Here is a 15,214-nt window from a genome sequence, read left to right as displayed (position 1 = left end):
GCTTGAATAAAACAGTTGTTTGTCATGTCAATAGATCCATCAGCCTCATCCAAATCACATAATGTTAACTCTATGATATCTACTGGTCTTGCTGAGCGTAGCACTAAGTTTTTACTTAGCCTACCTAGAAGCATTAAGCGTAGTATTTTAATGTTGGCTGACTTTATCATGTCAGCCGTTTGTTTATTCTTCGCCATTGCAGCAAGATATGGATATATAGACCATCATGTCAGCTTATTAGTATTAAGTCTGAGCGCATTGGTTCCAGTCTTATGCTTATACGCTATTGGGTTTTACAATGGCGTAGCTAGAGGTTTTTTTGATGCGATGATGGGTAGCGTATTACAGCTATTCTTTGTACTTATCATCATTGCCCAGACCATTCTTTATTTTAAACTCCTTCCTAATGTGCCACGTGCCGTACCCATTCTATATTTGTTTCTATTCTTTATTTGGTTATGGAATAGTAGGCTAACCATCCGTGAGCTTCTAACGCGATTACAAGGTAAAAACCAGCGCCGTATTAGGGATGAAAACGATTATGATAATATTGTTATTTATGGTGCGGGAGAAGCAGGTCGGGATTTATTAGAAGGTTTAAGAAACTCGCATAAATATAATGTTGTGGCTTACGTTGATGATGATCCACAGCTTACGGGTGCTTATTTACTCGGCAAAAAGATTTATACTGCTGATGAGTTAGTAAGCTTAGTAGAGGAGCTAGACATTGCACAGATATTTTTGGCTATTCCTTCTATCAGCCGCGCGCAAAAACGCCAGATTATAGATAGACTCTCAGGTATTGCCATAAAAATAAAAGAATTGCCAAGTTTAGAGGAAATCGCTGACGAAAAAGTGACCGTCAGTAGCATGCGCAAAGTAGACATATTGGATGTGTTAGACAGACAGACTGTTGAACCTGACGCTAAATTGCTGCAAATGAATATCAAGGGTAAGTGCGTGTTGGTCACTGGTGCTGGTGGCTCTATCGGTAGTGAATTGTGCCGTCAAGTAATCAAGAACCAGCCCAAATGTCTCGTACTTTATGAGCTGTCCGAGTTTGCGCTTTATAGTATCCATCAAGAGCTGACCATCAAGCAAGCCAATACGCCTGCCTATAAAAATATTGAAATTATTGCGGTCATCGGTAACGTCACCAATGAATCGAACCTGCTTAGAATACTGAATCTCTATAATATACAGACGGTTTATCATGCTGCTGCCTATAAACATGTACCTATGGTTGAGCACAATCCCTTTGAAGGCGTCATTAATAATACCAAAGGTACTTATCACTGTGCGCGGGCGGCGATTGCAGCAAATGTCGAGACTTTTGTTTTAATATCGACCGATAAAGCAGTAAGACCGACCAATGTGATGGGCGCTTCTAAGCGCTTGGCAGAATTGGTTTGTCAAGCGCTCAGCCAGACAGATAGCCAGACCTGTATCAGTATGGTGCGTTTTGGTAATGTCCTAGGCTCGTCAGGCTCTGTTGTGCCGTTATTTACCAAGCAGATCGAGCAAGGTAAGCCGATTACGGTAACCCATCCTGATGTGACTCGTTATTTTATGACGATTCCAGAAGCGGCAAACTTAGTCATCCAAGCAGGTGCAATGGCATCAGGTGGTGAGGTGTTTGTGCTTGATATGGGAGAGCCGGTCAAGATCGTTGACTTGGCCCACCGAATGATTCATTTAAGTGGTTTTGATATTAAAGATGCCGCGCATCCTGAAGGTGATATCGAAGTCATCTTTACGGGACTTAGAGATGGAGAAAAGCTTTATGAAGAGCTCATCATCGGTGAAGATAATGTTGAACCAACTGATCATTCTCTTATCATGCAAGCAATAGAGCATAGCTTTCCATTAGATGAGCTAGAATCGGTATTGTTTGAATTGAACGAAAAACAAAAACAATTCGATGTCATTTGGCTGAAGCAGCAATTTAAGCAGTTTGTAGATGGCTATAAAGATAATATAGAGCAACAAACGTAAAGATTTTTAAATAAGGTTTAATAAATAATATCTTGTATATCATTGATGAACTTTAGCTATATATATATAAATTATTTTTATAAAAATGCCTTTTTAAAATCAATTATGAGAGTTAGGGATTATATGTCCTTGTTAAGAACAAATATAATTTACTTAATATTCGTACAGGGTTTAAACTACCTAATACCTTTAATTATTTTTCCTTATTTAGCAAGAGTATTAGGAACCGAAAACTATGGTTCATTATCTTTTGCTAACTCTATAATCCTTTATTTCTGCATAGTAATAGACTTTGGTTTCACACTTAGTGGAACTAAAAAGATCTCTATTTTAAAGAAGCAAGGATTAAGTATTGATCAAGTATTTTGGAATATTATATTCGCTAAGCTCATGCTTTTAAGTTTCAGTATAATGCTTATGCTAGGCCTAGCAATATTTAATTCTAAGCTTAATAATGTTCTATATATACTATTAGCATTTACGCCACAGTTAGTCGCAACCGCTATATTTCCACTTTGGTACTTTCAGGGTATCGAGAATATCAAAGTAATACTAATCTCTCAAGTGATAGCCAAGCTAAGTATACTGCCTTCTACCTTTTATTTAGTAAAAGATGAAGGAGATATTGTTATAGCTGCTCTCATACAGTCTTGTACTTTATTAGTTGCTGCCTTATTATCATGGATAAGTATAATAAAACATAAAAGTATTGGAAAGCCAGACTTTAGGCTATTCAAAAATACGTTTAGGGAGATATCAGACTCTACTTCTTATTTCATTGGGAGTCTTGCTATTAGTGTCTATACTATTAGCACTCCTTTACTGCTAGGCTTCTTATCTTCAGAACATGAAATGGGTATCTATAGTGCTGCTAATAAATTTACTGGAGCCCTAGCTGGATTATTTATAGTTGCAGGTGGCGCTATTTTTCCTAGAGTGAACGCCTTATTAGTTACAGACGAGACAAAAGCTTTTTCACTATTGAAAGCAATAATTTTATCGCAGACTTTCTTACTATTAATAATTACCTTTCTATACATATTCTTTAATATAACAATTATTAATGTTTTGCTTGGTGATGCTTATCTAGATGCTGTACCTCTCAGGATTCCTTTATCTATAGCTATGTTTTTCTCAGTAATTTCAGTTATTCTATGTAATTATATACTCGTTCCTATGGGACACACAAAGCTGTATTATTTAGTCCCTATAGCTGTTTCTATATTACATATTATTTATACTCCTATTTTGATTAAATCTCTCGGTGCCGTAGGAGCAGCCTATGGACTTGCTTTCAGTGAGGTTATAACTTTTACTATTTTAACTGGCTGCTGCGTTAAGTTTAATTACATTAATAAAATATTCAAATAATCACAAATGTATTAAAAAGTGCGGATAAGTATATATAGGAAATTTCTATGAACAAAGTTGCATACTGTATTATGGCTCACAATGACAAAGAACATCTATCAAAGCTTATAACTGCTTTGGGGAATAACTGTGAAATATTTATTCATATTGATGGGTTTGTAGATGACACGAGCTTTTTAAACTTATCCAGGAAAGGAAATGTACATTTCCTTACACCGAGAATTAAAGTTTCTTGGGCTGGATTCTCTATGGTTACAGTAATGATGGAATTGCTAAAACTAGCGGTTGAGCACAAAGACGAATTTTCTCACTATATCTTTTTATCAGGTAGTTGCTACCCTATCAAATCTATCGACTATATAGATAGCTTTTTTGTAAACAATAAAGATAAGAGCTTTATTAAGTACGTTAAAATGACAGATCACCGTCTGCTTTATCGTCAAATACAATATAAATTCTTAATGGATAATCCCTTCCCTATTAGAAATAAAATTATTCACAATTTACACCGTATTATAAGAAGAGTTAGTTTCCATGCACATATTCCAAATACTTGGAAAGATAATATAATAGCCTACGGAGGTAGTAATTGGACTGCATTAAATGCGCCATGTGCTAGATATGCAGTAGACTTCCATGAAAATAACCGATGGTTTCAAAATATGTTCAGATATACCTACGCGGCAGATGAGCATTACATCCATACTATTTTGGGCAATTCCCAATTGGTCTCTCAATGCACGGGGCTACAAGATTTTAAATATTTTGGATTAGACTATTTAGCGAATCTTCATCTCATCGATAACTCTTTAACTAAGTGGTTTACGATTAATGATTGGGATGAACTCAAACAGTCTGAGAAGCTCTTTGTTAGAAAAGTAAGAAGTGTTGATGGATCAACCTTAGTTGACAAGATTAATCACAAAATTCTCTAACTGGTAAGCTCAATGAATGGTATCTTTGTAATATTCCTCATATTAGTTTTGTTTTCGTTGTTAGAATCAACCAACTTAAGCAATAATATTAAGAGTTTTTTATGGTTTATAGCTTCTGTGTTAGTGCTTTTTACTTTAGGATTAGGTTATAAAGTAGGAGTCGACTGGGTTGCTTATCAAGAAAATTATTACCATAATAATTTTGAAAGTTTTGAGGCTTTGTATAGTGCATTATCAGTCTTTTCTGCTTCCTTGGGCATGAATTTTTGGTTTTTTGCAATTGCCATTAAATCTATTAATACTCTTCTATTATTGGTAATATTTAAAAGATATACGAAACTTCCTTTACTTGCAGTAACTATATTTTTTGCATTGACATATCCCTATATCAATGATGTATTAAGACAAGTTTTAGCTTCAATAGTTTTGTTATCAAGCTTTCTGATAATCAAGAGATATCCTAGTATATTTTCTATTGTAATTGCTAGTGGCTTTCATATTTCAAGCTTAGTACTACTATTAGGTAAATTAAATTTTTTTAAGCGTAGTACAAAAAAGTTTACTCTAATACTAGTATTGGGAAGCTTAGCCATTGGCTCTTTATTCATAGGGTTTTTGACATCAGGAGTGTTTAGCTCATTTAATTACCTAGCTATTAGTAAGTTACAAATGTACGCTGAAGATTCAAAAGTGGCTAACCTATATTCTTCTTTAGTGCGTATTAGTATTTTCGCTTTAGCATTATATTTTCAATTTAAGATTAAAATTATTCACTCGAAAGTAGATGATTGGGTGTATCGTGCAACACTATTAATGCTGCTTATTGAAATCCTAACAATAAGTATTCCTCTCATTTCTCAAAGAGTTAGGATTTACTTTTTACCGTTCGTGTGTATCGCTCTTGCCAATGGTATTTATAAATTGCCTAAAGGCGTTAAAACTATAACTATAGGGTATATATTAAGTTACTGTTCTATTTTTTTATATTTATTCACTACTGGAGTTTTCGGCAATTTCTATCAGCTTGATATGAATATTATAATTCAGTTTATCAAGGGATTCCCCTCTAATAACTGGGAATCAGCAGCTTTCAATTTTTGGAATTATAGATAAGTTATCAATCCATTGAAATTGAACTTAATCATTGTTTTATATAATAGTATGTTAGATTTAAGTTTATTAACTTATTAGCAAGAACTATTATCGTTATGCAATAAATACTAATATAGTAGAATTACTTTAAAATCGATACAGTGCTACTGGGATGAATTTTTCGTAGCCTCTGTGATAACAGCAAGCAAGGAAAATTTATACCAGTCGCACACAGCTATAATGTCTCGCTTTTATTTTGAACTGACTATAGAAGTTCTGGCTTTTAGAGTCATATTTACTTAATCTTCGAGCGATACATAAAAAATCATTGTTTGAGAACTAAGGAATTATATGAAGATACTGCAAGTGAATAATATCGTGAGCCATCATCAATTGCCTTTCTCTAAAGAATTGGTGTCACTAGTCGGCGAGGAGAACTTTCTATTTGCTGCATTAGGAAGACCAGATTCTGAAAGACTAAATAATGGCTGGAAAAAAGATTATAATGAAGAATGGATTATTCACCCCAATGACTCAATAGAAAGTCACATAAGATTTGATAAGTTTTGGCATGAAGCTGATGTGGTTATATGTGGCGAAAGGCTAATTAGTAAAATGCAAGAACGTGTTGATGATAATAAAATATGTTTTTATATGTCTGAACGATGGTGGAAGCCACCAGTAGGTATGTTTAGGTTGTTTCATCCATTATATTTAAAAATGTTTCTAGAGTTTAAGCAGTTAAGTAAAAGTAAGTATTTTCATTATTTACCCATTGGTCCATTTGCTGCAAGAGACATGGCTTTAATGACATCTATGCCCTCACGTGTATGGGCATGGGGGTACTTTACAGCGTTTCCTATAATAATACCTAGTATGAGTGAGAGCAGAGGTTCTGATGTCACTCGTATTCTATGGGTTGGGCGTATGATTAAATGTAAGCGTGTTGACTTACTTATTAAAGCTTTAGCAAAAATAAAGAATGAGGGTAAAAAATTTGAACTTACATTAGTTGGTAATGGCTCTGAACGAGAATATTTAGAGAAGCTTGCAAAAAAGTTATTAGGTGCCTCTTTTTATGAATTTAAAGAATTTATACCTTCAGATGAAGTGCCTTTCCTTATGGCACAATATGACATATACGTGTTGCCAAGTAGTGCGTATGAAGGATGGGGTGCAGTAGTAAATGAGGCGATGTCTGCTGGATGTGCAGTGATTGCTTCAGATAAGACAGGGGCTGGCGCTTCACTAATTGAACATGGTGTAAATGGACTGTTATTCAAGTCTGGATCAGAAGATTCTTTATATGACTGTTTGAGCCAGTTGGTTAATAATAAAAAGTTAATAAACGACTTTAGTGTAAAATCAAGATTAATTATAAGAGAAAACTGGACTCCTGCTATAGCAGCAGAAAGATTTGTTCAGTTGTCCTTGTCGCTAATTAATAACGAACCATCAGCCAATTTTAAAGGACCGCTTGAAGCAGTATAGTAAAAATACTATAGGTTGAGTTTAATGATCTAATTTTATTAGTAATAAAATTATTAAAGGAGTAAAAGGTCTTTTGAATATTTTAACTTTTACGGGACACTATCTTCCTGGATATAAAGGTGGCGGTCCTATAAAGACCATCAAAAATTTATTCGACCAAACTGGAAGCTTTGTATCTTACAAGTTAATTACCAGTAATCGAGACCTTGGTGACACTTTACCTTACAATTCGATAGACCATAATGTTTGGAATAAAGTTGGCAACGCAGAAGTGTTTTATGTACAGTCAGGCAGTATAGGTTATAAGCAAGTTACTAAAATATTGTTCGAGAAGAATTATGATCTAATATACTTAAATAGCTTTTTTTCGCCTACATTTTCAGTATTACCGTTAATAATAGCAAAAACTCTACGTCAAAAAGTTATCGTTGGTCCTAGGGGTGAGTTTTCAGAAGGTGCATTGAGTTTAAAATCAAGAAAAAAAAATACTTTTATAAAATTATATAAGCTTTTGAATTTACATCGTGGAACTATATATCAGGCTTCAAGTATCTATGAAGCTGAAGATATCAAAAGAGTTTTAGGGTCTGATATGGATATTGTTATAGCAGAAGATATTAGCGCTCAGGAGTTTGCTAAAAATATTGCTATACGAGAACAAATAATCAAAGCTGTTTTTATCTCTCGTATTTCCCCTATGAAGAACTTAGGTTTTGCTCTAGAAATACTTAAAAGCGTTCAAAAACCTTTGGTTTATGATATATATGGGCCAATTGAAGACCAGAGTTATTGGCGGCATTGTCAAAGTATTATAGCTGATTTACCTTCACATATTGATGTACAGTATAAAGGCGAGTTAACGCCTGAACAGGTAGTTCCGACATTATCATCATATGATTTCTTCTTTATGCCTACAAAAGGAGAGAATTATGGTCATGTTATTGCAGAAGCATTGTGCGCAGGCTTACCACTGTTAATTTCTGATGCTACTCCTTGGCGTAATCTGTCTGAACAAGGTCTTGGTTGGGATTTGTCATTAGACAATCCAAGTACATTTAGTAATGCTATTAATAAGCTGGCATTGATGAGCAACGATGATCATTATGAAATGCGAAAAAACGTACTTAAATGGGCAAGAAATAAATTTTCTCAAAGAGATGCGATTGAAGCTAATATTGCTATGTTTGAATATGCAGCTAATAAATAAGTTAATAAAAAGGTATTTAAATGTTTAAAGACAAAACACTTTTAATCACCGGCGGTACAGGCTCATTCGGTAACGCCGTATTAAAACGCTTTTTGGATACCGATATCGCTGAGATTCGTATCTTTAGTCGTGATGAAAAAAAGCAAGAAGACATGCGTATCGCCTACGCCAATTCTAAGCTCAAGTTTTACATTGGCGATGTGAGAGATTATTACAGCTTACTTAGTGCGACCCGTGGTGTGGATTATATTTACCATGCAGCTGCTCTTAAGCAAGTGCCTTCGTGTGAGTTTCATCCAATGCAAGCAGTTAAGACCAATGTATTAGGTACAGAAAACGTCTTAGAAGCGGCTATTCAAAATAAAGTAAAACGTGTGGTTTGTTTAAGTACGGATAAAGCCGTTTATCCTATCAATGCGATGGGTATTTCCAAAGCCATGATGGAAAAGGTAATGGTTGCCAAATCGCGTAATTTAGAAGGTTTAGATACGGTGATTTGTGGTACACGCTATGGTAATGTCATGGCTTCTCGTGGTTCAGTGATTCCGCTATTTGTCGAGCAGATTTTGAAAGGTAAACCTTTGACTATTACTGATCCTAATATGACGCGTTTTATGATGACGTTAGAGGATGCGGTAGACTTGGTATTGTATGCTTTTGAACACGGTGAGAATGGCGATATTTTCGTTCAAAAAGCACCTGCTGCCACTATAGAAGTGCTCGCCAAAGCTTTAAAAGAGCTGATGAATCTTGACGAGCATCCTATTGTCATTATGGGTACACGTCATGGTGAAAAAGCTTATGAAGCCCTCTTAAGCCGCGAAGAAATGGCAGTGGCTATCGATCAGGGATATTATTACCGAGTACCAGCAGACCAGCGTGACCTTAACTATGGCAAATATGTCGAAGAAGGTGATCTGCATATCACCGAGATTGAGGATTACAACTCCCATAATACAGAGCGCTTAGATGTGGAAGGTATGAAGCAGCTGCTCCTCAAGCTTGAATTTGTCCGTGCTTTAACTGAAGGCAGACATGTTGATCCGGAGGCGTAATCGTGAATATTTTAGTGACAGGCTCTAATGGTTTTATTGCTAAAAATATTATTCAGTTTTTATCCGAACAAAACGATATTAATATCTTGTGTCTTAACCGTAACTCTAGTGAAGATGATTTAAAAGATGCGGTTATCAAAGCAGACTGGATCATACATTTAGCGGGCGTTAATCGTCCATTAAATGAACAAGAGTTTATAGAAGGCAATATTACCTTAACGCAAAAAATTGCTGATTTGCTAATAGAGTATAATAAAAAGACTCCAATTATTTTATCTTCATCTATTCAAGCAGAGCAAGACAATGCCTATGGTCAAAGTAAACTCGGCGGAGAGCAGGTATTAATTGATTTAAATAAGAATCAAGGTAATCCCGTCTATATTTGTCGTTTGGCTAATGTATTTGGTAAATGGTCACGCCCTAACTATAATTCGGCAGTGGCGACCTTTTGCCATAATATTGCTAACGATTTACCCATTCAGATTAATAATCCTGATGCGGTTATTCGCCTAGTTTATATAGACGATGTTGTAGAGATATTTTGGCAGATGATTGAAGGTCATTATTCACCAGAGCAATACTTTGTCATTGAGCCAGAATATCAGATTACCGTTGGGGGTTTAGCGGACACTCTACGAGAGTTTAAGCATTCGCGTGACACCTTGATAACGCTGCCAGTAGGTACTGGTTTAACCCGTGCTCTATATTCTACTTATTTAAGTTTCTTACAGCCTAATCAGTTTGACTATACGGTAGTGAAGCATGGTGATGAACGCGGTGTCTTTGTAGAGATGCTTAAAACACCGGATGCGGGTCAGTTCTCCTATTTCACTGCGCATCCAGGCATAACTCGTGGTGGACATTATCATCATAGTAAGACTGAAAAGTTTTTAGTCATTAAAGGTAATGCGTTATTTAAATTTAAGCATATCATTACTGGCGAATACTATGAATTAGAAACGAACGGTGATGAAGCAAGAATTGTCGAGACTGTACCGGGTTGGACTCACGATATTACTAATATAGGTGAGGATGAAATGATCGTTATGCTGTGGGCAAACGAGATTTTTGACCGTGAAAAACCTGATACTTATGCCATGCCAATAACAGAATAAGAGTTGTATTATGAATAAGTTAAAGCTAATGACTGTCGTAGGGACACGTCCGGAGATTATTAGACTGTCTCGAGTCATGCAAGCATGTGATAAATATTTTGATCACATAATTGTCCATACGGGTCAAAACTATGACTATGAACTCAATGAGATATTTTTTACTGATTTAGGGATTCGTAAGCCTGATCACTTTTTAAATGCGGCAGGGGCAACGGGTGCTGAAACTATCGGTAACGTCATTATAGGCGTCGATAAAGTTTTAGAGGAAGTACAGCCGGAAGCTTTACTGGTGCTCGGCGATACCAATAGCTGTATGGCAGTCATTCCTGCTAAACGCCGTAAAATTCCTACTTTCCATATGGAAGCGGGCAACCGCTGTTTTGACATGCGTGTACCAGAGGAGATTAACCGCCGTATTGTAGATCATACTGCAGATATTAATTTAACCTATAGTACTATTGCGCGTGACTATTTGCTTGCCGAAGGTTTACCTGCTGATCTGGTCATTAAAACGGGTAGCCCCATGTTTGAGGTGTTAAACCACTATAAAGCTAAAGTTAAAGCGTCTGATATTTTAGAAACCTTAGGGCTTAAAGAGCAGCAATATTTTATCGTCAGTGCCCATCGCGAGGAAAATATCAATTCTGATCAGAATTTTTTAGATTTGGTTGATATGCTCAATGCGGTGGCAGAGAAATATCAGTTTCCAGTCATTGTTTCCACGCATCCCCGTACTCGTAACCGTATTGAAGAATTGGATATCAAGTTTCATCCACTTGTGCAGTTATTAAAGCCACTTGGATTTAGTGATTATAATAAATTGCAGCTATCTGCTAAAGCGGCATTGTCAGACAGCGGTACGATTAACGAAGAGTCTTCTATTTTAAACTTTCCCGCTCTTAATTTAAGACAAGCTCATGAACGTCCTGAAGGCATGGAAGAAGCAGCAGTAATGATGGTAGGGTTGACTGCTAAACGCATTTTACAGGGTCTAGATATTTTAGAGTCGCAGGCACGGGGTGAGGAGCGTTCATTACGCTTGGTAGATGATTATAGTATGCCCAATGTCAGTGAGAAAGTGGTTAGAATTATCTTAAGTTATACTGATTATGTTAATCGTATAGTTTGGAAGAAGTACTAATGAGTGCCAAGAATGAAAAGATAGCCATTATTAGTAGAAGCTTTTGGCCAGAGAATCCTGCTATTGGCGAAGCTCTGTTGTTGTTAGCGGAATCACTTAGTAAAGACGCTAAGCCTGTTGTGATGACTCAAGTTAATAAAGGGTTTACTAAAAAGCTAAAGAACGCTGGACGTGGTCAAGATGTGAAGTTTTTGACTTTACCTGCTTTAACGGATTCCTCTAGCCCTATGGTATTAAGAATATCTGAATTGCTACTGTTCACAGGTTTTACTTTTACAAGTTTGGTTTATTCTCGACCTGATAAAGTCTATGTGGCTACAAATCCTCCGGTATTTACTCCTTTAGCCGTACGATGGTACTGTCAGCTATTTGATAAGAAGTATGTATATCACTTACAAGATATTCATCCTGAAATAACGTCTATTGTTACGGGTAAAAACAATTTTTTCACTCGATTGCTAGAGCGTATTGATACTAAAACAATCATCAAAGCGTCTACTATTATTACTTTAACTGAACAGATGCAGTCCTATATTACTAAAAGAACAGGTAAACAGTTAAATATTAAGTTGCTATCTAACCCTGCAGTGCAAGATTCGAATCAAGCACATAACACCAATCTTGAACGTATAAATGGATTTGTCTACTGTGGCAATGCAGGTAGATTACAACGTATACCCTTATTGCTTGGATCTATTAAACGTTATATTCAAGAGGGGGGTAAACTACCTTTCGTATTCGCTGGCGGCGGTGTTTACAGCGATGCTATTCAAGAGTTAGCGGCTCAGTATCAAAATGTAAGTTATCTAGGCGTACTGCCTGCTCATGAGGCTTCTAATTTATTGCATCAATACAGTTTTGGCCTGATGCCTATTGAGGATGAAGTCACAAAGTATGCTTTTCCAAGTAAATCTTCGTCATATATATTCTCAGGTTGTCAGGTGATAGCTGTTTGTGGAAAAAATACTAGTGTTGCTGAATGGGTATTAACAAATAATCTTGGTTATATCGCTGAACCGAATATTGAGTCTTTAGTTGATTTGTTTCATAAACTCGAAAAAAACTCATCATCTGAACTTAATATTACTAATGAGCTGCTTAAAGAGCTGACTCCTCGATATCATGCTGACTCTTTAAAAAGTATCATTATGCAAGGAGAATAATATTTAATCGTAATTAGATTAAGTGTTATAAAACAAAAATAGGACTGCATTAAAAATGATCAAACGCCTTTTCGATATCACTGCTGCGACCACCGCTTTAGTCGCTTTATCTCCGGTGTACGCCATCACTGCTTACAAAGTCAAAAAGAACTTAGGCTCGCCAGTGCTATTTCGTCAAACACGTCCGGGTCTAGACGGTAAGCCGTTTGAGATGATTAAGTTTCGCACGATGAAAGATGGCATAGATAGTGCTGGCAATGCTTTGCCCGATAGTGAGCGCTTGACTGATTTTGGTAAAGCACTACGTAATAGTAGTTTGGATGAGCTGCCTGAGCTGTGGAATGTCGTCAAAGGCGATATGAGTTTAGTCGGACCACGCCCGTTATTAATGGAATACCTACCGCTATATAGTAAAGAACAAGCGTGTCGCCATAATGTTCGCCCTGGTATTACGGGTTATGCGCAAGTGAATGGTCGTAATGCCATCGGTTGGGATAAGAAGTTTGAGCTTGATACTTGGTATGTAGATAACCAATCATTATGGTTAGATATCAAGATACTACTTAAGACAGTAAAAAAAGTAGTTATCAAAGATGGTATTAACGCCGACGGCGAAGCGACGATGAGTAAGTTTACTGGTTCTCAAGACCAGCCAGCTTTAGAAAGTAGCTATGAGTAAAGTATTTGCCGTCTATGGTGCTTCCGGCTGTGGTCGTAGCTTAATGCCGGTAGCCGTTGATCAATTACAAAGATTAGATGCTCAAGAAAATAGCCAAATCGTATTTATTGACGATGCATTAGATGAAGATGCTAATGTTAACGGCTATACAGCGATGAATTATGCAAAATTTAAGAGTATAAAAAGTGATGATAAATTTGTCCTGATTGCCATTGCTAATAGCAGCATTCGTCAAAAAATTGCAGATAAATTGGTTCAAGATGGTATCTCGTTGTGGACAGTAAAAGGAACGACCACCTTAATTATGGATGCAGTCAGTATAGCTGCCGGTGCTGCGATCAGTCCATTTGTCACTATCGCTGCGAATGTGACTATCGGTAAATGCTTCCATGCCAATCTATATAGCTATGTCGAACATGATTGCGTGATTGGCGACTATGTCACCTTTGCCCCACGTGTCAGTTGCAATGGCAATATTCATATCCATAACCATGCTTATATCGGCACAGGGGCAGTCATCAAACAAGGCACACCTGATAAGCCATTAATTATTGGTAAAGGTGCCATTGTAGGAATGGGAGCGGTTGTTACCAAAGACGTCCCAGCTGGCGCAGTCGTGATTGGTAATCCGGCAAGACCCCTCAATAAATAAAGAGTATAAATAAAAAATCAGAATCAAATATTGCGTTATAAGTGATTAATCGTCAGTGATTAATCGTCAATTATAAATAAGCACCATCGAGGCAACCATGTTAAACACCCCATTTTCACCTTGGCCAAGCTTTACTCAAGAAGAGGCTGATGCTGTCAGTCAAGTATTATTATCCAACAAGGTAAATTACTGGACAGGGCAAGAGTGTCGTCAGTTTGAGACTGAGTTTGCTAAATGGGCTGATAGCAGATATGCCATTGCAATGGGTAATGGTACTTTAGCATTAGACGTTGCCTTACAAGCGTTAGATATCGGCGCAGGCGATGAAGTAATCGTCACGCCGCGTACCTTTATTGCGAGTATCTCATCAGTGGTTAATGCTGGAGCAACCCCTGTTTTTGCTGATGTCGATGAGGCAACCGGTAATATCACGCCTGAGTCGATCGCGGCGGTATTGACGGCTAAGACCAAAGCTATCGTCTGCGTGCATTTGGCAGGGTGGCCTTGTGATATGGATGGTATCATGGCGTTGGCAGATAAGCATAATCTATACGTAATTGAGGATTGCGCTCAGGCACATGGTGCGCGCTATAAAGGTCGTAGCGTTGGTAGTATTGGGCATATCGGTGCGTGGAGCTTTTGCCAAGATAAAGTGATGACCACAGGCGGTGAGGGCGGTATGATCACCACCAATGACGAGCAATTATGGCGCAAAATGTGGGCTTATAAAGACCATGGTAAAAGCTATGCAGCCGTCTATGAGACCGAGCATCCACCAGGCTATCGCTGGTTACACGAAAGTTTTGGTACCAATTGGCGCATGACTGAAATGCAAGCAGTGCTTGGTCGTATTCAATTAACGAGAATGCCTGATTGGACAGACAAACGTACGGCTAATGCTCAAGCTATTTTAGATACCTGTGCTAAATGGGAAGCAAAAGGCTATCTTTCTGTACCTAGGTTAGAAGAATCAGCGCAGTTTGCAGATTCGACCCATGCCTATTATAAGCTCTACGTCTATGTGCAGTCAGATAACCTACCTGGAGAGTGGTCGCGAGATCGTATTATTCAAGAGATTAATGAATTAGGGGTTCCTTGTTTTTCAGGATCCGCTTCGGAAGTTTATCTGGAAAAAGCGTTTGATAATACAGGTTTACGTCCTGAAAGTAGACTGCCAGTCGCTAAGCAGCTCGGCGAAACCAGCTTGATGTTTTTGGTGCATCCAACGTTGACGGAAGACGAAATTAAGCAAACAGTACAAGCAATTGATAGTGTGTTTGTTAACATACATAACCAATAAGATGTCAGTTATTGAATT

General features: G+C 37.2%; 13 protein-coding genes. All 13 read left to right on the top strand.

Going from position 1 to position 15,214, the window contains the following annotated elements; genetic code table 11:
* Positions 1-72 precede the first annotated feature (72 nt).
* The 13 genes from B3Q63_RS10485 to B3Q63_RS10425 all read left to right on the top strand — a co-directional run bounded on the left by B3Q63_RS10485 (position 73) and on the right by B3Q63_RS10425 (position 15,196).
* The gene (locus B3Q63_RS10485) at positions 73-1,995 is read left to right on the top strand and encodes a polysaccharide biosynthesis protein (protein ID WP_296176401.1); all 1,923 of its coding nucleotides are present in this window, start codon (positions 73-75) and stop codon (positions 1,993-1,995) included.
* Between the two features lie 123 nt (positions 1,996-2,118).
* Positions 2,119-3,366 carry an oligosaccharide flippase family protein gene (locus tag B3Q63_RS10480; RefSeq protein ID WP_296176398.1) on the top strand — a complete coding sequence of 416 codons (1,248 nt, stop codon included), beginning with the start codon at positions 2,119-2,121 and terminating at the stop codon, positions 3,364-3,366.
* 47 nt (positions 3,367-3,413) lie between these two features.
* Positions 3,414-4,301: a beta-1,6-N-acetylglucosaminyltransferase gene (locus B3Q63_RS10475; RefSeq protein ID WP_296176395.1), complete on the top strand. Its 888-nt coding sequence runs from the start codon at positions 3,414-3,416 to the stop codon at positions 4,299-4,301.
* Positions 4,302-4,313: 12 nt separating this feature from the next.
* Positions 4,314-5,414: an EpsG family protein gene (locus tag B3Q63_RS10470; protein ID WP_296176393.1), complete on the top strand. Its 1,101-nt coding sequence runs from the start codon at positions 4,314-4,316 to the stop codon at positions 5,412-5,414.
* Between the two features lie 330 nt (positions 5,415-5,744).
* A complete protein-coding gene (locus tag B3Q63_RS10465) occupies positions 5,745-6,884 on the top strand; it encodes a glycosyltransferase family 4 protein (RefSeq protein ID WP_296176390.1) in 1,140 nt (379 codons plus the stop codon).
* 73 nt (positions 6,885-6,957) lie between these two features.
* Positions 6,958-8,091: a glycosyltransferase family 4 protein gene (locus tag B3Q63_RS10460; protein ID WP_296176388.1), complete on the top strand. Its 1,134-nt coding sequence runs from the start codon at positions 6,958-6,960 to the stop codon at positions 8,089-8,091.
* A 20-nt stretch (positions 8,092-8,111) separates the two neighbouring features.
* Positions 8,112-9,146 (top strand): polysaccharide biosynthesis protein, encoded by a 1,035-nt coding sequence (locus B3Q63_RS10455; RefSeq protein ID WP_296176386.1) that lies wholly within the window; start codon positions 8,112-8,114, stop codon positions 9,144-9,146.
* Positions 9,147-9,148: 2 nt separating this feature from the next.
* A complete protein-coding gene (gene wbjC, locus B3Q63_RS10450) occupies positions 9,149-10,261 on the top strand; it encodes a UDP-2-acetamido-2,6-beta-L-arabino-hexul-4-ose reductase (RefSeq protein ID WP_296176384.1) in 1,113 nt (370 codons plus the stop codon).
* A 10-nt stretch (positions 10,262-10,271) separates the two neighbouring features.
* Entirely contained in the window at positions 10,272-11,402 is a 1,131-nt protein-coding gene (gene wecB, locus B3Q63_RS10445) for a non-hydrolyzing UDP-N-acetylglucosamine 2-epimerase (protein WP_296176380.1), read from the top strand.
* Positions 11,402-12,565 (top strand): hypothetical protein, encoded by a 1,164-nt coding sequence (locus tag B3Q63_RS10440; RefSeq protein WP_296176378.1) that lies wholly within the window; start codon positions 11,402-11,404, stop codon positions 12,563-12,565. Before wecB ends, B3Q63_RS10440 begins: the two co-directional genes overlap by 1 nt.
* A gap of 55 nt (positions 12,566-12,620) precedes the next feature.
* A complete protein-coding gene (locus B3Q63_RS10435; RefSeq protein ID WP_296176376.1) occupies positions 12,621-13,244 on the top strand; it encodes a sugar transferase in 624 nt (207 codons plus the stop codon).
* Positions 13,237-13,896, top strand: a complete 660-nt coding sequence (locus B3Q63_RS10430) for a NeuD/PglB/VioB family sugar acetyltransferase (RefSeq protein ID WP_296176373.1) — start codon at positions 13,237-13,239, stop codon at positions 13,894-13,896. The genes B3Q63_RS10435 and B3Q63_RS10430 overlap by 8 nt, the downstream gene beginning before the upstream one ends.
* Before the next feature lie 97 nt (positions 13,897-13,993).
* Positions 13,994-15,196: a DegT/DnrJ/EryC1/StrS family aminotransferase gene (locus tag B3Q63_RS10425; RefSeq protein ID WP_296176370.1), complete on the top strand. Its 1,203-nt coding sequence runs from the start codon at positions 13,994-13,996 to the stop codon at positions 15,194-15,196.
* Positions 15,197-15,214: the final 18 nt, after the last annotated feature.

This window comes from Psychrobacter sp. UBA2769 (assembly GCF_002352555.1).
Lineage (GTDB): Bacteria > Pseudomonadota > Gammaproteobacteria > Pseudomonadales > Moraxellaceae > Psychrobacter > Psychrobacter maritimus.
Note: the sequence above shows the minus strand (reverse complement) of the source record. Positions and strands in the feature narration are given on the sequence as shown.